The organism is bacterium (assembly GCA_035529855.1).
In the GTDB taxonomy this organism is placed as follows: Bacteria; RBG-13-66-14; B26-G2; order WVWN01; family WVWN01; genus WVWN01.
The window spans coordinates 1-17,316 of record DATKVX010000003.1 but is presented as its reverse complement, the minus strand read 5'-3'; the positions used below and the strand labels follow the sequence as shown (position 1 = coordinate 17,316).

Annotated in this window: 19 protein-coding genes; 4 read left to right on the top strand and 15 right to left on the bottom strand. The window is 61.6% G+C overall.

Annotated elements, in window-relative coordinates:
* Nucleotides 1-77 precede the first annotated feature (77 nt).
* The gene (gene tadA / locus VMX79_00125; protein HUV85500.1) at nucleotides 78-560 is read right to left on the bottom strand and encodes a tRNA adenosine(34) deaminase TadA; all 483 of its coding nucleotides are present in this window, start codon (nucleotides 558-560) and stop codon (nucleotides 78-80) included.
* A 60-nt stretch (nucleotides 561-620) separates the two neighbouring features.
* Here tadA and VMX79_00120 point away from each other — a divergent pair, with 60 nt between their 5' ends.
* Both VMX79_00120 and VMX79_00115 read left to right on the top strand, forming a co-directional pair.
* The gene (locus tag VMX79_00120) at nucleotides 621-2,513 is read left to right on the top strand and encodes a TonB-dependent receptor (protein ID HUV85499.1); all 1,893 of its coding nucleotides are present in this window, start codon (nucleotides 621-623) and stop codon (nucleotides 2,511-2,513) included.
* Nucleotides 2,514-2,528: 15 nt separating this feature from the next.
* Nucleotides 2,529-2,663, top strand: coding sequence for a hypothetical protein (locus VMX79_00115; protein HUV85498.1), 135 nt, complete (start codon nucleotides 2,529-2,531; stop codon nucleotides 2,661-2,663).
* 52 nt (nucleotides 2,664-2,715) lie between these two features.
* On the opposite strand, the gene VMX79_00110 is transcribed toward VMX79_00115, so the two are convergent.
* The 3 genes from VMX79_00110 to VMX79_00100 all read right to left on the bottom strand — a co-directional run bounded on the left by VMX79_00110 (nucleotide 2,716) and on the right by VMX79_00100 (nucleotide 4,815).
* On the bottom strand, nucleotides 2,716-3,669 hold the full coding sequence (locus VMX79_00110) for an alcohol dehydrogenase catalytic domain-containing protein (GenBank protein ID HUV85497.1): 954 nt from the start codon (nucleotides 3,667-3,669) through the stop codon (nucleotides 2,716-2,718).
* Between the two features lie 176 nt (nucleotides 3,670-3,845).
* The gene (locus tag VMX79_00105) at nucleotides 3,846-4,529 is read right to left on the bottom strand and encodes a glycosyltransferase family 2 protein (protein ID HUV85496.1); all 684 of its coding nucleotides are present in this window, start codon (nucleotides 4,527-4,529) and stop codon (nucleotides 3,846-3,848) included.
* Nucleotides 4,530-4,617: 88 nt separating this feature from the next.
* Nucleotides 4,618-4,815 (bottom strand): DUF6485 family protein, encoded by a 198-nt coding sequence (locus VMX79_00100; protein HUV85495.1) that lies wholly within the window; start codon nucleotides 4,813-4,815, stop codon nucleotides 4,618-4,620.
* Nucleotides 4,816-4,878: 63 nt separating this feature from the next.
* Here VMX79_00100 and VMX79_00095 point away from each other — a divergent pair, with 63 nt between their 5' ends.
* The gene (locus VMX79_00095) at nucleotides 4,879-5,643 is read left to right on the top strand and encodes a radical SAM protein (GenBank protein HUV85494.1); all 765 of its coding nucleotides are present in this window, start codon (nucleotides 4,879-4,881) and stop codon (nucleotides 5,641-5,643) included.
* A gap of 16 nt (nucleotides 5,644-5,659) precedes the next feature.
* On the opposite strand, the gene VMX79_00090 is transcribed toward VMX79_00095, so the two are convergent.
* The 7 genes from VMX79_00090 to VMX79_00060 all read right to left on the bottom strand — a co-directional run bounded on the left by VMX79_00090 (nucleotide 5,660) and on the right by VMX79_00060 (nucleotide 12,404).
* A complete protein-coding gene (locus tag VMX79_00090) occupies nucleotides 5,660-6,379 on the bottom strand; it encodes an ABC transporter ATP-binding protein (protein HUV85493.1) in 720 nt (239 codons plus the stop codon).
* Nucleotides 6,379-7,707, bottom strand: coding sequence for an efflux RND transporter periplasmic adaptor subunit (locus tag VMX79_00085; GenBank protein ID HUV85492.1), 1,329 nt, complete (start codon nucleotides 7,705-7,707; stop codon nucleotides 6,379-6,381). Before VMX79_00085 ends, VMX79_00090 begins: the two co-directional genes overlap by 1 nt.
* A gap of 122 nt (nucleotides 7,708-7,829) precedes the next feature.
* Nucleotides 7,830-9,128 (bottom strand): TolC family protein, encoded by a 1,299-nt coding sequence (locus tag VMX79_00080; GenBank protein ID HUV85491.1) that lies wholly within the window; start codon nucleotides 9,126-9,128, stop codon nucleotides 7,830-7,832.
* A gap of 186 nt (nucleotides 9,129-9,314) precedes the next feature.
* On the bottom strand, nucleotides 9,315-10,277 hold the full coding sequence (locus tag VMX79_00075; protein HUV85490.1) for a thiamine pyrophosphate-dependent enzyme: 963 nt from the start codon (nucleotides 10,275-10,277) through the stop codon (nucleotides 9,315-9,317).
* A gap of 34 nt (nucleotides 10,278-10,311) precedes the next feature.
* Nucleotides 10,312-11,478: a transketolase C-terminal domain-containing protein gene (locus tag VMX79_00070; protein ID HUV85489.1), complete on the bottom strand. Its 1,167-nt coding sequence runs from the start codon at nucleotides 11,476-11,478 to the stop codon at nucleotides 10,312-10,314.
* Between the two features lie 39 nt (nucleotides 11,479-11,517).
* Nucleotides 11,518-11,805 (bottom strand): 4Fe-4S binding protein, encoded by a 288-nt coding sequence (locus VMX79_00065; GenBank protein HUV85488.1) that lies wholly within the window; start codon nucleotides 11,803-11,805, stop codon nucleotides 11,518-11,520.
* Between the two features lie 20 nt (nucleotides 11,806-11,825).
* Nucleotides 11,826-12,404 (bottom strand): 2-oxoacid:acceptor oxidoreductase family protein, encoded by a 579-nt coding sequence (locus VMX79_00060; GenBank protein ID HUV85487.1) that lies wholly within the window; start codon nucleotides 12,402-12,404, stop codon nucleotides 11,826-11,828.
* 351 nt (nucleotides 12,405-12,755) lie between these two features.
* Between VMX79_00060 and VMX79_00055 the strand changes: the two genes are divergently transcribed.
* On the top strand, nucleotides 12,756-13,523 hold the full coding sequence (locus VMX79_00055) for a hypothetical protein (GenBank protein HUV85486.1): 768 nt from the start codon (nucleotides 12,756-12,758) through the stop codon (nucleotides 13,521-13,523).
* Between the two features lie 74 nt (nucleotides 13,524-13,597).
* Here the strand turns inward: VMX79_00055 and recR are convergent, their stop codons facing one another.
* The 4 genes from recR to VMX79_00035 form a co-directional block, all read right to left on the bottom strand.
* On the bottom strand, nucleotides 13,598-14,203 hold the full coding sequence (gene recR, locus VMX79_00050; GenBank protein ID HUV85485.1) for a recombination mediator RecR: 606 nt from the start codon (nucleotides 14,201-14,203) through the stop codon (nucleotides 13,598-13,600).
* Nucleotides 14,204-14,317: 114 nt separating this feature from the next.
* On the bottom strand, nucleotides 14,318-15,109 hold the full coding sequence (locus tag VMX79_00045; protein ID HUV85484.1) for a hypothetical protein: 792 nt from the start codon (nucleotides 15,107-15,109) through the stop codon (nucleotides 14,318-14,320).
* Between the two features lie 151 nt (nucleotides 15,110-15,260).
* Entirely contained in the window at nucleotides 15,261-15,896 is a 636-nt protein-coding gene (locus VMX79_00040; protein HUV85483.1) for a hypothetical protein, read from the bottom strand.
* Between the two features lie 20 nt (nucleotides 15,897-15,916).
* Nucleotides 15,917-17,089 (bottom strand): PLP-dependent aspartate aminotransferase family protein, encoded by a 1,173-nt coding sequence (locus VMX79_00035; GenBank protein HUV85482.1) that lies wholly within the window; start codon nucleotides 17,087-17,089, stop codon nucleotides 15,917-15,919.
* Nucleotides 17,090-17,316: the final 227 nt, after the last annotated feature.

Here is a 17,316-nt window from a genome sequence, read left to right as displayed (position 1 = left end):
GCGGGGTGGATAAAGTCATACAATGTTATATAATGGCATACTATACTAAATAAGTCAACTTATATCACTTAAACCGATTACGGTTGTTTAGCGTTTCGCTCCTCCTCGCGGCGACCCCGGAAGAATTCCTGCAGCAAAGCGGCGCATTTCTCGGCGAGGACGCCGCCGCGAACGGCTAGGCGGTGATTGAACGGCGCCGCGGGGACGTCGACGACGGAGCCGCAGCCGCCGAATTTCGGGTCCGCCGCGCCGAAGACGACGCGGCCCAGACGCGCCAGGACCGCGGCGAACGCGCACATGGGGCAAGGCTCGAGCGTTACGTAGAGCGTGCATCCGCTCAGCCGCCAATCGCCCGCGACGCCGCTCGCTTTTCGCAGCGCCTCGAGTTCGGCGTGGGCTACGGCCTGGCGGGTGGCTTCGGTTCGGTTCCGGCCCCGGGCGATGACGCGGCCTTCCGATACGATTACGGCCCCGACCGGGACCTCGCCGTCGGCCCCGGCTTCTACGGCGGCGGCCAGGGCTTCCATCATGAAACGTTCGTCGTCTTCCTCTTGCGGCATAGCGTCGGCGTTTCGTTTGCTTTTGATTATGCCGAAATTATATGATAACCTCGCGACGTTATGTTAAGGAAAACCGCGTTGGCCTTATGTATTGCGGCGTACGGCGGCGGTGCGGCGGCCGACGACGACTACCCCTATTATTATAAGCTCGAGCCGCCGGCTGAAGAGCGTTACGCCGGCAGCGAAACGGTTACCGCCGGCGGGTACGTCCCCGTCCTCGCGCGCGAGTTCGCCGGGACGGCGCGCGTTCTGGACGGCGAGGTCTTGCGTAATAGGGGATATTTGTGGTTGGGCCGGGTCTTGGAGGAAGAGGCCGGCATCTACGTCGAGTACGTTCCGGGGCGCGAGGGCCCGACGATGACGCCGCGTTTCCGGGGCTCGAGCGGCCGGGAGGTGTTGCTGCTCGTGGACGGCGTTCCGGTGAACGACCTCGCCACCGGCTGGGCCGACTTGAAGGTTTTCCCGATGGAGGCGGTCGCGAGGGTGGAGGTTATAAACGGGCCGGCGTCGTTCCGGTTCGGCGACCGGGCCGTCGCGGGCGTCGTCAACGTCGAGACGATGAAGGGCCCGCGCGAATCGGCGCGCGCGCTGCTATCGGCGTCCGACGGTTCTTTCGATACCGAACGTTACCGCTTCAACTTCGGCATGACGGTGCGGGGGATAGACCTCTTCGCGAGCGGCAATCGCATACTTACGGCGGAACCCAACACCCGCGACCGCGACACCTCCACCAACGTCGACGGCCGCGTGGCTCGGCGTTGGGGCGAAGTCGGCGAATTGGACGTCTCCTACGGCCATTACGCGTCCGACGAGAGCGTGCTGCCGCCTTGGCAGTGGGAAGAATACCGCTCTCGGTTAACGGCCCCCAAAGCGCCCGGGTTACAGAAGGGCTGGCAAGACCGGCTACGCGCGGCCGGCCGGCGGCGCTGGGGCGCGGGCGATTTACGCGCGCGCGGATACTACGTTACGACGCGGAGTTGGTTCCACGAGGCCGAGGAGCGGCGGCTGCATCAAACCCGGGCTTATGAGGAGGGCGGCGGCGTTTCGTACACGTTGCCGCACGCCGCCGGCGGCGCGTTTACGGTGGAGGCGGCCGGCGGCCTCCGCGGCGAGGCCGACGCGGGAGAAAAGGCCGTTCTCGTATCGGGCAGGGTTTTAGAAGAAATCAGGCCCGCGGGCGGCGTTTACCTGGCGGCCGGGACGAGCTACGACGCGCTGGCGGGCGTCGGCGGCGCGTTTAGCCCTCGCGTCGCGGCGTCGGCGTTGCTGGCGCGAGCCGTTAAGTTCTACGGGTCTTTGAACGGCGGCGTACGGCTTCCCGCGGCGGCGGAATTGGGAAGGCGCGAGGAGGTAACGCGGGAACTCGGTTATGAAGCCGGGGCGCGCTTTTACCGCACAAACGTCGCCGAGGCCGGCCTGGCGTATTTCTACAACCGCGGCAAGGACGTCTACCTCGACGGGGAAGGGTTGTGGACGGCCGAGCTTACGCGCCGGGGCGTGGAGGCCTCGGCCGAGGGTAAGCTGCCGCCGTGGTTCGATTGGGGCGCGAGCTATTGTTTAACCGATGCGGTGCGCGCCGGCGGCGAGGAAGTAGGGTTCGTGCCGCGGCATCGCGCCTTCGGCAAGTTGGGATTCCAAAAAGGTTTTCTCAAAGATGATTTAAGGCTGCGGGCCGAGGCTCGCCTCGAGTACACCGGCATAAGGCGCAACGTCGCGCCGGAGTCGCCGGAGTACGTCGTCGAGCCGTATCCGTACTTCAAGATACCTTACCGGTACGAGCTGCCGGCGTACTGGCAAGTAGGCGCGCACTTCTCCGTCGCGGTGGTCTCGTTTCAGCTATACTGCAACCTCGAGAACATAAACGGCGCGCGCGACTACGTGATACGGCCCGGCTACTCGGTACCGCGGCGGATGCGGACGTACGTGGGATTTAACTGGACGTTGTTCGACTGAACGGAGGAAGACGAGATGAGATGGGTGGCGATATGGCTTTCGTTCCTGACGTTGTTGTACGTAATTAATTTGATAGGCGACTTCTTACAGGCGCGGCGCATCCGCGCGCTGGAGGAGCGGATAAAGAAGCTGGAGGGGGCCGCGGGTTAGTCGTTCTCCCGCCGAAGCTTGAGATGGAAGAAGCGGCCTTGAGGCCGCTTTTTTATTCGAACTTTATAAGGTGCTTAAGGCCCGGGGCGCCGCGCGCCAGAAGGTCCGGCAAGTCTTCTACGGGGTGGATTTCCTCAATAAGCGGCGTGGGGTCGACGCGGCCTTCGCTTATCATCCTCAACGCCGGCGCGAACGGCCCGCAGCGGTTCCCGGCCACCGTAACCTCGTTAATGACCGCCGGCGCGAGGTCGACGTTGTACGGGTCCGCGACGGTGGTCTTAAGGACGACGGTGCCCCGCGGCCGTACGTAGCGGAGGGCGTGCTGCAAGCCGTCGGCGGCGCCGGTGCACTCTACCACCACGTCGTAGTGGCCGTCGGGCGCCTCGTCGGGCCGCAATATGGGGACGGCGCGGCCCATAGCGGCGAGCTTGTCGGCGCGGCCGGGGTGATGGCCCACGACGGCTACCGCGGCGCCGCTCAGGCTTATCACTTCCGCGACCAGCAGGCCGATCTTGCCGTCGCCCACGACCGCTACCTCGTACGTCGGCGGGACGTGGGTCAATTCGACGACGTTGACCGCGGCCGCCAGCGGCTCCACGAAGACCGCTTTTTCGTCGGGTACGTCGTCCGGGATTTCGTGCAGGTTAGCCGTCGGCAACATTATGTATTCGGCGAAGCAGCCGTCGCGGCCGTTGATGCCCAACACCGTTCGGTACGTGCAATGGTTGCCCCGGCCTTGGATGCAATGGCTGCAAACGCCGCAGGCGCAGTTGATCTCGCCGACGACGCGCTTCCCGAGCCACGCCTCCGAGCCGCCCTCGACGACCCCCACGAACTCGTGGCCGGGGACGCCTTCGAACGACATGTATCCCGACGCCAGTTGGACGTCGGTGTCGCACACGCCGGCGTACCGGACCTTGACTATGACTTCGTCGCGTTCCGGCGCGGGTTTGGCGTACGACGCGTCCAACGAAAGTTTCCCGCCTTTGACGACAACGGCTTTCACCGCGACCCCCTATTCTTTCGGGTTGCCACCTGAGCCTTTCAGTAAACGTTTATAATATGAACCGCTGGTATAGAGCGCCGTGCGGCATATAGGTCGGAGCAACAGCGTGTCAAAGAGCAACGGTAACGGCCACTTGACGGCCACCGACCACGCCGCCACAAGGAACGCCAGCATATTTAATCGGTGAAGCGGTATTTGATGAGGGCCCAGAGCGCCGGTATGCCGTCGAACCAGGTTATCTTTTTACCCTCGTCGTAATCGCGGCCGTGGTACGAGATAGGCATCTCGTAGACGCGGAGTTTTTTCTGTTTGAAAACTTTGGCCGTTATCTCCGGTTCGAAGTTGAAGCGGTCCGATTTGATGTCGACGTTTTTTATAACGGCGGCGCGAAACGCTTTGTAGCAAGTTTCCATGTCGGTGAGCATGGTGTCGTAGAGGACGTTCGTGACGAGAGTCAGGAACTTGTTGCCGAAGTAATGGACGACTTTGAATACGCGGTGGGTCCCCAGGAAGCGCGAGCCGTAAACGACGTCGGCGTACCCGTCGACGATAGGTTGGACCAGCGCGGGGAATTCTTCGGGCATGTACTCGAGGTCGGCGTCCTGGATGACGACGATATCGCCGGTGCATTTCTCGACGCCGGTCCGTATCGCGGCGCCTTTACCGCGGTTCTTCTCGTGGTAGCAAACCGTTACGCCGTCGGCGCCGTTCTCTTTCGCGAGGACGTCGCGCGTGCCGTCGCTCGAGCCGTCGTCCACGACGACGACTTCTGTGTCGAAGGGCAGCGCGCGGCAGCGGTCGATTATTTCCTTGACCGTGGCTTCTTCGTTGAAAACCGGGATGATGATGGATAGTTTCATGATTCCGCGCTACCCAAAGGCGCTTGTGCCGGACGGCTCCCTTCCAGAAAATATAAGCTATGCCGCGCCGGCCGTCAACGGTTTTTCGCTAGCGGGTTTGGCACCGGACGAAATGGCCGACGGACCGGTCGTACTTCTTCTCCGCGGCGGCGTCGAAGCAGCACGCGGGCAATTCCCCCGCCGCGCGGTGGTACGAAATGCAGTCGCAACAGCGGCCTTTCCTGCTACACGGCTCGTACGTGCAATTACAAGAAACCAGGTTGTCGTTCACCTTGCACTCCGCCATCTCGGGAGACACCTCTTATTATTTGTTGTTGTCTAAAGGTAGTATTTATTTTATGATGGCGCGATGTCTTATCTAGAGCTTCAAAAAACGGTGATCTACGGGCCCATCGCGTCTCGACGGCTGGGGCCCTCGTTGGGCATAAACGTATCGCCCACGGTCGCGAAGATCTGTTCGTTCGATTGCATATACTGCCAGTACGGCCCGACGACGTACCACGTTCCCTCGAGCAGGGGTTTCAACCATATGCTGCCGCCCGCCGCGGAAATCGCCGGCGCTCTCCGCGACGCGCTCGGGTCGATTCCGGCCCCGAATTACGTAACTTTCTCCGGGAACGGCGAGCCTACGCTGCACCCCGAATTCCCGGCGACGGTCGAGGCCGTGCGGGCGGTCCGCGACGAGCTGTGCCCCACGGCGAAGCTGGCGGCGCTCTCGAACTCCAGTACCGTCGACCGCCCGGAGATACGGGCCGCCCTCGCTTCGTTGGACGCGCCCATCATGAAGTTGGACGCCGGCTCGGCGGAGCTCTTCGCCGCGGTCAACGTGCCGGCGGCCGGCGTATCGTTCGACGCTATTTTGGAAGGGCTCGCCGCTTTGGATAATTTTACGGTCCAATCTTGCTTCGTCGCCGGCGACGCGGGAAACGCCGACGACGGCGCGGTGGCCGATTACGTAAGCGCGGTAGCGGCGGTGAAGCCGTCGGCGGTCCAGGTCTATACTACCGACCGTCCCGTAGCGCGGCCCGGCGTTCAGATGGTCCCCCGCGAGCGGCTCGCGGCCATAGCGCGCCGCGTGTGCGAGGAGGCCGGCGTCCCGGCCGAAATATATTAAGCCCCCCGATTGCCGCTTAGCCGCCGCGAAGCCCTCGCGGCTTTTTCGTTTTCTTGTTCACCCGGTCGACGATCTGGCCGTCACGCAGTACGATGGTGCTTCGGGCTTTGGCCGCGACGTCGGGGTCGTGCGTTACGACTATGACCGTCTTGCCTTCGTCGTTTATGTGTTGAAACACGGCCAGTATTTCGTCGCCTATCTTGGTATCGAGGTTTCCGGTGGGCTCGTCCGCCAGCACGACCGAGGGGCGGTTGACGAGCGCCCGGGCGATGGCGACGCGCTGCCGTTCTCCCCCCGACATTTCGTTCGGTTTGTGGTGGCCGCGTTTCGCGAGCCCCACCGCCTCCAGGACCTCGGCGGCGCGTCGGCGGCGTTCCTCGGGCGGGATGCCGGCGTATATCAGCGGGAGCTCGACGTTTTTGGCCGCGGTGGCGCGGGGGAGGAGGTTGAACGTCTGGAAGACGAAGCCTATTTCGCGGTTGCGGATGGCGGCCAGTTCGTCTTCGGTGGCCGCCGCCACCTCCTGGCCGTTCAAGTGGTAGGAGCCGCCGGTCGGGACGTCGAGACAGCCGATGATGTTCATCAACGTCGATTTGCCGGAGCCCGACGGCCCCATAATGGCGGCGTATTCTCCTCGCCGGACGTCGAAGTTAATGTCTTTAAGCGCGACGACGTCTTCGCCGCCCATGTGGTAAATTTTAACTATGTCGCGTAATTTTATGAGCGGCTCGGCCATTACGTTTGCTCTTCTTCCGTCGGCTCCTTCTTCTCCAGCCGGACCAGGTCGCCGTCGTTCAGGCGGCGCAGCGTTTTGTACGGGCCGACGATGATAGTCTCGCCGCCTTTTAGGCCCTTCTTGATTTCCACGTACCGGTCGCCCATAATGCCCGCTTCCACGCGGACGAAGCGGGCCCGCTTTACGAACGGCTTCTCGTCGTCGAAAACGAAGACGCCTTTCACGTAGTCGGTGCGGAATAAGTCCGATTGCGGCTTGGCTTTTTCCTTGGGTTTCTCGCGGTCGCCGCTTTTTCCGGCGCGCGCCTCCTCCCACTCCGTAACGGTTTCGCGGGTGCGCGTAACGAGCGCTTGGATGGGGATGGCGGTTACGCCTTCGGCCTCGGCCGTAATGACGTCCGCGGTCGCGGTCATCCCCGGGCGGAGCGCCGACGTATCGCCGGCGAGTAAGACTTTGACTTCGAAATCGGCGGAGGTCTTTTCGTCGGTGGTAGTGAACACCGATTCCTTGGCGCTGGAGGCGATCTCGATGACTTCTCCCCGGTATATTTCGTTCGGGAAGGCGTCTATAGTTACCGAGGACGGGTGCCCCAGCTCGACGTTGACGACGTCGGTTTCGTCGACGTCGGCCACGACCTGCATGGCGGCCAGGTCCGCCACCGTGACCATTACCGTGCCGGGCGTGTTGAGCGTGCCCACGACGGTGAACTCGCCCTCCTCGACGTTGAGCGCCGTTACGACGCCGTCGAGGGGAGAGGTGTAGATCGTTTTATCGAGCGAATCTTTGGCCTGAACCAAAAAGGCCCGCGCCCGTACGACGTTGTCTCGAGCCAGCTCGTGTTCGGTCCGTTCGGCTTCGAATTGGGTGTTGGCGAGGTCGTACTGTTCGCGCGATATGAGATGCTTGTCGTATAGTTTCTGCTTGCGGTCGAAGACTTCCCGGGCCGTGTTCCATTTCGTTGCGGTGAGCTCCAGGCTGCGGACGGCGCTCCGGTAGGCCGCGCCCGCCTCGTCGCGGGTGGCGCGGTATTGCGTTTGCTCGAGCTCCAACAGGATATCGCCTTTGGCTACCCGTTCGCCTTCTTCGACGAAAATCTTCGTCACCTTGCCCATGATGTTGGCCGAGATGTCGACGCTCACGCGGGGGTCGACGGTAGCCGGGCCGGATACGTACGACGTGATGTCCGCGCTCGTGACGGTATCCACCCGGACGGGGGGGACCTGTTGGCGTTTGGAGTTGGTGACGAGCAGCGGGCACGAGATTAATATGAGCCATATTATAACTACCAGGGCCCACCGCACTTTGGTCATACGGATTTGGCGTTTCATCTCGAGTACCCCTTAGGGCGCGAATTGATACGGCGTCCGCCGGCCCCCGGTTGAGGCCCGCAGCCTACGTCGGGTCGAAGGATTAAAAGGGCCGTAGGCCGTGAACGAACGGTAAAACGCCGCTAATATTTCAGTTGGCCCAACGCGCGCTTCAGGTCGAAGTCGGCGATGAGGAAGTCGTATTTCGCTTCGACGAAAGCGTTTTGGGCTTCGACGAACCGGGCCTGGGCGTCGGTCAGCTCGAGGGTGGAGGCGCCGCCGAGCGCGTAAAGTTCTTGGACGATGGTGAATTCCTCTTCCGCGGCGGCCGCGGTCTTCTCCGCTACAGTGACCGTCTCGGCTTGCTTCTTGTATTCGTAGTAGGCCGTTGTAACGTCCAACGCCACGGCGTCGCGTAGTCGGTCGTGCGCCACGCGGACGGTCGCCGCCGCGGCCCGGGCGCGGTCTACGTTGGCTTTGGTCGAAAAACCGTCGAATAGGTCCCACGACGCGGTCGCGCCCACGGTCCACTCGTCGAAGTCGTTCCATGTTTCGCGGGAGGGGGAGTTGACGTCGTTCCAGGCGTAGATGGCGGACGCCGCCAGCGAGGGGAACCACCCCGCCCGGGCGGACCGTACGCCGAGGTCGGCGACGCGCTTTTCGGCGTTCGTTCTGGTCACGTCCGGGCGGCGGGCCATGGCTTGCTCGGTCAGCTCGGCCGGGGAGGGTAATTCCCGCGGTTCGAAACCCTCGACTTCGGCGAAGGTGAGGTTGTCGTCCGGTTCCATACCGGCGGCGTTGAAGAAAGCCAGCCGCGCGGTTTCGACGGCCGCTTCCGCGGCGATCGACGCCGTTTCGTCTACGCCCCGCCGGACGACGGCCTTGAGGTATTCCGCCCGCGAGATCGCCTCGGACTCGTATTGGGCCGACGCGAGCTCCTCGTTATTGCGGCCGGCCTCGAGCGAAGTGTCGGCGACGTTTTTCAAACCCTGCGCTTTTAATACGGCCAGATAGGCGCGGGCGATTTCGACGACCAGCGATTGGCGCTGTTCAACGCGGGCGGCCTTGCCGGCTCGAGCCGACGCCCGCCCCGACATGACGCCCCATATCAACCTGCCGCCGGCGAACAACGGTTGGTCCAACCGGCCCTGGGCGTAGTAATAATGTATGGGCGGCCTGTAGCCGGGTATTTCGTAGCCGCCCACGCGGAACGCCTCGCGGTCGAAGTAACGCGAGCCGGAGTAGGACAAGTTCGCCGCGGGGAGGACGCCGCCCCATCCCTGGTAGAGGTCGGCTCGGCCGTACAGGTACGCGGCCTCCGCCGCCGCGGCCGCCGGGCTCCGGGCGAGCGCGAAGTCTATCGCCTCCTCGAGCGTAAGCTCCGAGGCGTGCGCGCCGGCGGCGACCACAAGAAGCGCGGATATGAACGTAACGGCCTTCATAATATGTATTATAACTCTTTTTAGTAAATTACGTTATTTTACCAAAAAAAGTTGCCCAAGACAAGTTATACCGGAAAACGGTGCCGTTACGCGTTATCGGGCCTTCGACCCGTTATTATCGTGTTTTTCGGGGTAAAAAAGCCGCCCTCGTGGACGGCTTTCGCGTAGGCCTGATTTTAGCGGTTGCTATTCCTTCGCCTTTTCGTCGCGGCACTCGCGCGGCGGCAACTCGCCGCAGCGTATGAGGAGGTCCTCCCAGTCGCGGTCGACGTCGGCCTGGATCTCGGCGACGAGCTTGGGGTGGCCGCCGTCGTCGAAAAGGTGCTTGAAACGGCCCTGGAACTTCAACCAATCCTCGACGGGCAATTTTTTCCGGGGTTTATAGGTAAGCTTCCACTGGTCGTCGACTATTTCGTAAAGCGGCCAGAAGCAGGTGTTGGCGGCGATGCGGGTTACCTCGAGCGTTTCCTCGGGGGCGTGGCGCCAACCGCGATGGCAGGGCGAGAGGACGTTGATGAAGGAGGGGCCGTCGGCGGCGAGCGCTTTCTCGACCTTACGCACCAGGTCCATGAAGGCGTGGGGCGCGGCCTGCGCCGCGTACGGGATGTGGTGCGCCGCGACGATGGCGGTGAGGTCTTTACGGCGTTGGATTTTACCCGGGATTAATTTACCGTGCGGGGCGGTGGTGGTAGAAGCGCCCTTGGGCGTGGCGCCGGAGCGCTGAATGCCGGTGTTCATGTAGGCCTGGTTGTCGTAGCAGACGTAGAGCATCTTATGGCCGCGCTCGAGCGCACCCGATAACGCCTGCAGGCCAATATCGTACGTGCCGCCGTCACCGCCGAAAGCGACGAAATGGAAATCCTTGGCCAGCTTGCCTTGTTGTTTGAATACGCGGTAGGCCGTCTCCACGCCCGAAATAGTCGCGGCGACGTTTTCGAACGCGTTGTGGATCCAGGGGACTTTCCACGACGAGTACGGATAAAGGGTCGTCGCGACTTCCAGGCAGCCGGTGGCGTTGCCGATTACTACCGGCCCGTCGGCGGCGAGCAGGACTTGCCGGGCGACGATGGCGGCGCCGCAGCCCGCGCACAGCCGGTGGCCGCCGGTAAAGCGTTCTTCGCGGTGAGATAATTCCTTAAGCGTAGTCATCTATACACTCCTTAAGAGTTCCGACTGCAGTCCCTTAACGTACGCCGAGGTAGCCCACGTGCTGTTCGATTTTGCCGGTTTGGGCTACGCGGAGGCCCTCTTCAAACGCTTGCTCGAGGAGGTCGGGGCCGGTGTCGCGGCCGCCGAGGCCGTAGATGTAGTTTATGGCCAACGGCCTATCGGGGACCTCGTAGAGCGCGCTCCGCACCTCCATAAAAGTGGGCGAGCCGAACGCGCCGAACGACGCGACGCGGTCGCACACCACGACGCATTTCGTCTTGCCGAGGGCGTCGGCGACTTCGCGGTGGGGGAACGGGCGGAAGGTCCTCAGCTTCATAAGGCCGACGGATTTGCCCTGCTCGCGCAGTACGTCCACGACGTAGCGCGCCGTCCCGGCGGTGGACCCGAGCGCCACCATTATGACGTCGGCGTCGTCGGCTCGGTACGTTTCGACCGGGCCGTAGCGGCGGCCGGAGAGCTTTTCGTACTCGGCCGCGGCGGCGGCGAGCGCCGCGGGCGCCTGTTCCATACCCTCGAGCTCCTGGCGCTTGTGCTCGAAGTAATAATCGTGGAAGTCCAACGGCCCGACGGTGAACGGTTTCTCGTCCAGGAGCAAGGCGTACGCCGGTTTGTAGGGGCCGATGTAATCCCTGATCACGTCTTCGGTGAGCGTCTCCACGACTTCCATGGTGTGGCTAATGATGAAGCCGTCGTACATAACCATCGCCGGCAGAAGGACGTCGTGGTTCTCCGCGGCCTTTATGCCGATAAGCCACAGGTCGTACGCCTCTTGCGGGTTTTCGGCGTATATTTGTATCCAACCCGCGTCCCGGCCGCCCATGGAGTCGGAGTGGTCGCAGTGGATGTTGATGGGCCCGGACAGGGCGCGGTTCACGACCGCCATGGTGATGGGGAGGCGCAACGAGGCGGCGATGTAGAGGACTTCCCACATCAGCGCGAAGCCGTTGGCCGAGGTGGCCGTCATGGTGCGGGCGCCCGCGGCCGCGGCGCCGATGCAGGCGCTCATGGCGGAGTGCTCGCTCTCGACCGTTATGAGCGCGGTATCGACGTCGCCGTCGGCGACGTATTGCGCGAACGTCTGCATAAGTTCGGTCTGCGGCGTAATAGGGTAAGCGGCTACGACGTCGGGGTTGACCTGTTTCATAGCGAACGCGCTCGCGTCGTTGCCCGTGAGCGGCATTTTTATTTGTCGAACGGGTGTTTTGCCCACAGCGGTCTCCTATTTCTGTTCGTCTAGTACCATCTCGATGGCTTTTTTCGGACACTCGGCGGCGCAAATGCCGCAACCTTTACAGTGAACGTAATCGAAGCCGACCATTTTCTCGTCCTCGATACGGATCGACGTGTCCGGGCAGAAAATCCAACAAATAAGGCAGTTGTTACAAGCTTCCGGATTCAATACCGGCTTAAACGTTCGCCACGAGCCGGTCTCGTACTCGTCGGCGTTGCCGGCCTCCGTGATCAAGCCGCCCAGCGGTACTTCTTTCCAGCCTTTCTTTTTCTCCATCTTTACGTTGCCTCCGGTTATTAACTGGCGGCGCCGCGCACCTCGTCGTACGCCCTCTTTACCGCGGCGACGTTATCGGCCACGATTTTCTCGGATTTCGCGCCGAACTTCTTTTCGAACGTTTCGTTGACCCAGGGCAATTCGACCAGGCCGACGACTTTTACCAAGGCGCCCATCATCGGCGAGTTGGGCATGTCGCGACCCATCGTCTCGAGCGAGATTTTCTTGGCGTCCACGACGAACACTTGCTCTTTGTCTACCCCTAATTGGGCGGCGAGCTCGGCGGGGTCGTGGGAAGAATTTACTAGGACTTTGCCGCCTTTTTTCAACCCCTCGGTCACGGCGACGGTCCCCAAGAGGGATGGGTCCAATACTACGACTACGTCCGGTTCCGTGATGAAGTTGTGGAGGTAGATGCGGCCGTCGCTGAGGCGAGTAAAGCCTTGAATCGGCGCGCCCGAGCGCTCGGGCCCGTAATCGGAAAAACCTTGGACGTATTTACCGCCCTCGTACGCCGCCTCGGCGAACAACATCGCAGCGGTTTTAACGCCCTGGCCGCCGCGGCCGTGCCACCGGATTTCGACGATTTTATCCGGCAATTCGTATCACCTCGCTAGGTTTAAATTTTACGTTCGACGTCGCGCGAAAGGGTATAAAAGCGACCGGTGTGCGGACTCGGCCTTTCCGCGACGCCGCTGATCGGCTTGGGTAACCGTATAATTTTACGTTTGGAGGGTATTTTATAACGCTATCCGGTAAAGTAATTTAGTTCGGCCGCTTCTACTCTTTTTAATATTATAACATAAAGTCGGTTTAGGTAGAAAACGTTTTTTATAAAAGCTTATCGGCGTTCCGGGTCGAAAGCCGGCGGGGCGACGAACCCCTTTTCCCTTGATTATTTCGGGTGAAACCTTTATATTAAAACCGTTACCGATAGACAAGGTGGAGATATGAGAATAGCTGTGCGTTTAGTATTTTTAGCCGCGACGGTATGCGCGTTGACGGCCGCTACCGCTTCAGGCCGCTTCGGCGAGATAGTAGCTTCCTTCCCCGCGCCTGCGCCGAAACCCGTCGCGCTCACCTGGGCGAACGGCAACGCCTACTGCTTTTGCCAAACGGCTCCGTACCTGATTTGGAAGGTCGGCCCCGGCAACGGGAAGGTGCTCGGTTCTTTCAAGTTCGCGAAGGCCGGCCCCGATACCGCCGGTTTGGCGTACGACGGTAAATACTTCTGGGTCGGGAACAAGGCGACCGACTATATTCACCGGTTCGAATGGGGCGGCGGCGTAGTCTCCTCTTTTAAGGCGAGCTGGAACTTCGGCCAGGGTCTTACGTGGTCCGGCTTCCATTTATGGGGCACGGAGAAGGGTAGTCAGTGGTCCCACCCGTACTACCAAATGCGTATCGACGGCCGCTTAGTAAAATCGTACTCGGCTCTTTACGAGCTATACGACCTTGCCTGGGACGGGGCGAACCTTTGGGGGCCGGAGTACGACGACGTTACGAAAAACTATCGGGTCGTCGGTTTCGAACCGGTGAGCGGTACCGTGGCCGGTTCGTTCGCGACGCCCGCCGACGAACCCTGGGGGGCGGCGTACGACGGTAGGTACCTGTGGGTCAGCACGCTGGCGAACGATGGCCGTTTGTGGAAAGTCGATTTAAGGGGCGTGGCCGTCGAGCCCAGGTCGTTGGGTCGCGTTAAGGCGTTATTCAGATAGAGTGAAACCGAGACGAACGAGCCGGGCGGCGACGCCCGGTTTTTTGCTTAGTACCCGTTTGGCGCAAGGTTAGGTTATTTTCCTATTTCCTGCCGCCCGGCGATAGCCTTCGCCAGCGTAACTTCGTCGGCGAAGTCGAGGTCGCCGCCCACGGGCAGACCCCGGGCGATACGCGTGACTTTGACGTCCAGCGGTGACAGCAGCTTGGCGATGTAGTAGGCCGTGGTATCGCCTTCGACGTCGGGGTCGGTCGCGACTATCACCTCGACGGCCTGGTGGCTCTGGGTCCGGCTCACGAGTTCCGCCATCCGCAGTTGGTCGGGGCCTATGCCTTCCAACGGCGATATAACACCCATAAGGACGTGGTAAACGCCATTGAATTCGCCGGTGCGCTCGACGAGGTTGATATGGGACGGTTCCTCCACGACGCATATAAGGCGGCGGTTGCGGGTGTCGTCGGCGCATACGTTGCAACGTTCCCCCTCGGTCAGGTTGCCGCATTCCCGGCACGGGTTTACGTGCTCTCTGACTTCGTTGAGAAGTCGAGCCAAGTTTTCGACGTACCCTTCGGGGGCTTTCAGGAGGAAGAAAGTCAGCCGTTGGGCGGTTTTGCGGCCGACGCCCGGCATCTTGGTCAGCTCGTTAACGAGCATATCGATTAATTTGCTTTGTCGCGCCATCAAACCTTTCCCGTCCGGCGGCGGTCGGGTTGCCGTCTCAATACGGGTCGTAACGGGTGTAAAGGGCGGCCTTGCGGCCGCCCCTGGTTTCCATTTACCCGCGTGAGTTGAGGGTTAAGCGGAGGGTTGTTCAGGTTCGGAGGGCGGCGTCGGCGTCGGTGCCGGCCCCGCAGGCTTCTTCTTCTTTTTGGTCAGCAGTACGATGATTACGATGATTATAACGATTACTATTATGACGCAGAGGATGATGCCGATAATAACGGCGATTTTGCCGCCGGCACCCGGCGCGGCCGCTTTGTAGGTCGCCGTCATCTCGGTGTCGGTATTGATGAGTTTATCCAGGGAGTATTCCCATTTGACGGTATTGCCGGTAGCGGTGCCGTTGTTTTCGACGACCTCGGCGGGGGCGTTCAAAATATAGTTGAATTTATAATCGGAAAGTTGGGACGGGTCCTCGATGTCCATTTTTAGTTGGACGAGTTGCTTAAAGACCTGCGTGTCGCCCGCCGTGTCGAGGGAGAACGTTTGTTTGAGCTTCTCGCCCTCGAGGGCGAAGACGCCGCGGCCGTTCAGGTCCGTGATGTTGTTGAAGTCGATGTAGTAGGTGGCCTCGGGGACGCCGGCGTCCGTTTCGCCGATTTCGATGTCGCGGACCGTGACGGGCGCGCCCTCGTATTCCGCCATAATCTCTTTCTCGGTGAACGATAGCTTGGGCGCGGCGCTCAAGTCGAGGCTGCCTTCCCCTTCTTTTTCTTCGCCGGTGCTTCCGCCCGTCCGGTCGTACCTAATTTTTATCGTCCCCGAACCGTCGGTATTTAGCGTAAGCTCCTGGTCGTAGTTTATGCAGCCGGCTACTATGACCAGAGCTACCGCGAGGGCCGCGAGGCCCGCGATTTTGAAACGCATAAAAATTTCCTCCTAATTTATGAAAACGTTTTGGAGCGTTAATGTACTTTACGCGCCTCGGCCCCGCTATCGCGCCGTGGCGCTCCCGACTAGCGCGATTCTAACAACGGACGCCTCACCTGTCAACCGCAATTTCCGTCCGCGGCGGGCATCACTCCTTTAGCGACGCAGCCGTCATTATAACTTCCTCCAGGTTGGCGAAATCGTAAAGCGGCCATTCCCACGTTACCGTCCGGCCGTCGTCGCCCACGGTCCCGGTGGTGTCGACGACGCGGCCCGGCATGACCACCGTGTACGTAAACGTGTAACCTTCGAAAAGGGTGCGAGCTAGCTCTTCGCTTTCCTTCGTGGACTCTTCCGGTTCTTCCTCTCGTTCATTAAGGATAACCTGCTTAAATAGGAATTCGTTGCCGTCCTTTTGGAACGTCAATTCCTGGTTTTTGAAGACGCCGTGGCCGCTAAACCTTTCGACTTTGTCGAAGCCGAGGACGATATGAGTGTGTTCGCGGCGGTCGTCTCCCTCGCCCTCGACCTTGGCCCAATTTTCCTCGACCGTTACGCCCTTCAAGCCGGCGAAAGCGGGGTCCAGTTCGTCGCTGGCCTCGGGCGTTACGTTTTCCCCCGCGGTTTGGTCTCCTTCTTCGTCGCCGAAGTAGCGGACCCACGTATCCAGTACTATACGGCCGGAACCGTCGCTTTCGAAGGTGGTGTGCTGGTTGTACGAAATGCAACCGGCGACCAGGGGCAAGGTGCTGCATAACGCCAAGGCCTTTGCGAGACGACGCATATCTACCTCGCTTCTTACGATCACGCTTTGTCCAGGGCTTGGGCCAGATCGGCGATAACGTCTTCCGCGTCTTCCAAGCCGGCCGATATCCTTACGAAGCCGGGCGCCATGCCGGCGCCGGAGGCTCGCTCCGCTTCGAAGACGCCGTGGGTCACGCCCGGCGGATGTTGTACCAGCGTGAGCGGGTCGCCCAGGCTGACGGCGAAGATGCACAGCTCGAGCGCCCCGAGGAACCGCCGCGCCGCCTCCCCGTCGGCGAGCTCGAACGCCAAAATGCCGCCGAACTTACTCATCTGGCGCCGGGCGAGTTCGTGGCCCGGGTGGCACGGCAGGCCGGGGTAGTATACTTTCTGGACTTTTCCGTGGGTCGCGAGGAATTCTGCTATCGCCTGGGCGTTGGCGCAATGGCGGTCCATCCGCAGCGGCATGGTTTTAAGGCCGCGGATGAATTGGTACGACGTCGCCGGCGCCGGCGCGACGCCCAGGTCCTTGTAGAGCGTTTTCCTTATTTCGTGGAGCCGGTCCGCCGGCCCCGCCAGCACGCCGGCGATTACGTCGTGGCCGCCGAAGTATTTCGTGGCCGAGTGGACGACGAACGTCGCGCCCAGCTCGAGCGGCCGTTGGAGGTACGGCGTCGCGAAGGTGTTGTCGAAGACCGTCGGGACGCCGGCTCGAGCCGCGGCGCGCGACGTATCCTCGATATCCACCACGTTCAACAGGGGGTTGGACGGCGTCTCCAGGTAGACGAGCTTGGTCGCGGGGCGGATTGCCGCGGTGACCGCCGACCCGTCGGGGTGCTCAAGGTAGGTCAGCTCGACGCCGAAGCGGGGCAGCTGTTCGGCGAAGAAAATGGCGGTTCCGCCGTAGAGCTGGCGTTGGGTGACGAGGTGGTCGCCGGCGCCCACGTGCGCCAGGATCGTGGTCGCGATGGCGGCCATCCCGGAGTTGAAGGCCAGCGCCGCCTCCGCACCCTCCAAGGCCGCTACGTCCCGTTCGAAAACCGCGGTGGCGGGATTGGCGAAGCGGCTGTAGAAGTAGCCCTCGGTTTCGCCGGCGACCAGCGCCCGCCCGGCGTCGCCGAAGGGGAAGGCGAAGGAAGCCGTTTGATAGATGGGGACCGATAACGCGCCCGTATCGTCATCTACGGGCGCCGTGCCCCGCGCAGCGCGGGTATGGAACTTCGGCCGCTTCATGAAAGATGGAAATCGCTCGCCGTCGGGGTAAGGAATCGATACGGCGGGATTATAGGCTTACGGACGATGGTATGTCAAGCGTATTGTGGGGGGACAAGGGACATGGTACTCACCGGTTTCAGGTTCAACGAGGTCGAGGATGATAGGGGGCGGGGTAAACAGGTGCTCGGAGAGGCCGGGCCGCAAGGAGGAGGCGATTTGGAACGGAGACAGGTTCCCGCGGTGGC

Excerpts from the sequence above, each read along its gene's own strand:
- VMX79_00105 (HUV85496.1), bottom strand. The coding sequence starts at position 4,529 with ATGAAACTATCCATCATCATCCCGGTTTTCAACGAAGAAGCCACGGTC.
- VMX79_00035 (HUV85482.1), bottom strand. The coding sequence starts at position 17,089 with ATGAAGCGGCCGAAGTTCCATACCCGCGCTGCGCGGGGCACGGCGCCC.
- VMX79_00115 (HUV85498.1), top strand. The coding sequence starts at position 2,529 with ATGAGATGGGTGGCGATATGGCTTTCGTTCCTGACGTTGTTGTACGTA.
- VMX79_00075 (HUV85490.1), bottom strand. The coding sequence starts at position 10,277 with ATGACTACGCTTAAGGAATTATCTCACCGCGAAGAACGCTTTACCGGC.
- tadA (HUV85500.1), bottom strand. The coding sequence starts at position 560 with ATGCCGCAAGAGGAAGACGACGAACGTTTCATGATGGAAGCCCTGGCC.
- VMX79_00070 (HUV85489.1), bottom strand. The coding sequence starts at position 11,478 with ATGCCGCTCACGGGCAACGACGCGAGCGCGTTCGCTATGAAACAGGTC.
- VMX79_00090 (HUV85493.1), bottom strand. The coding sequence starts at position 6,379 with ATGGCCGAGCCGCTCATAAAATTACGCGACATAGTTAAAATTTACCAC.
- VMX79_00120 (HUV85499.1), top strand. The coding sequence starts at position 621 with ATGTTAAGGAAAACCGCGTTGGCCTTATGTATTGCGGCGTACGGCGGC.
- VMX79_00065 (HUV85488.1), bottom strand. The coding sequence starts at position 11,805 with ATGGAGAAAAAGAAAGGCTGGAAAGAAGTACCGCTGGGCGGCTTGATC.
- VMX79_00085 (HUV85492.1), bottom strand. The coding sequence starts at position 7,707 with ATGAAACGCCAAATCCGTATGACCAAAGTGCGGTGGGCCCTGGTAGTT.
- recR (HUV85485.1), bottom strand. The coding sequence starts at position 14,203 with ATGGCGCGACAAAGCAAATTAATCGATATGCTCGTTAACGAGCTGACC.
- VMX79_00045 (HUV85484.1), bottom strand. The coding sequence starts at position 15,109 with ATGCGTTTCAAAATCGCGGGCCTCGCGGCCCTCGCGGTAGCTCTGGTC.
- VMX79_00100 (HUV85495.1), bottom strand. The coding sequence starts at position 4,815 with ATGGCGGAGTGCAAGGTGAACGACAACCTGGTTTCTTGTAATTGCACG.
- VMX79_00055 (HUV85486.1), top strand. The coding sequence starts at position 12,756 with ATGAGAATAGCTGTGCGTTTAGTATTTTTAGCCGCGACGGTATGCGCG.
- VMX79_00095 (HUV85494.1), top strand. The coding sequence starts at position 4,879 with ATGTCTTATCTAGAGCTTCAAAAAACGGTGATCTACGGGCCCATCGCG.
- VMX79_00040 (HUV85483.1), bottom strand. The coding sequence starts at position 15,896 with ATGCGTCGTCTCGCAAAGGCCTTGGCGTTATGCAGCACCTTGCCCCTG.
- VMX79_00080 (HUV85491.1), bottom strand. The coding sequence starts at position 9,128 with ATGAAGGCCGTTACGTTCATATCCGCGCTTCTTGTGGTCGCCGCCGGC.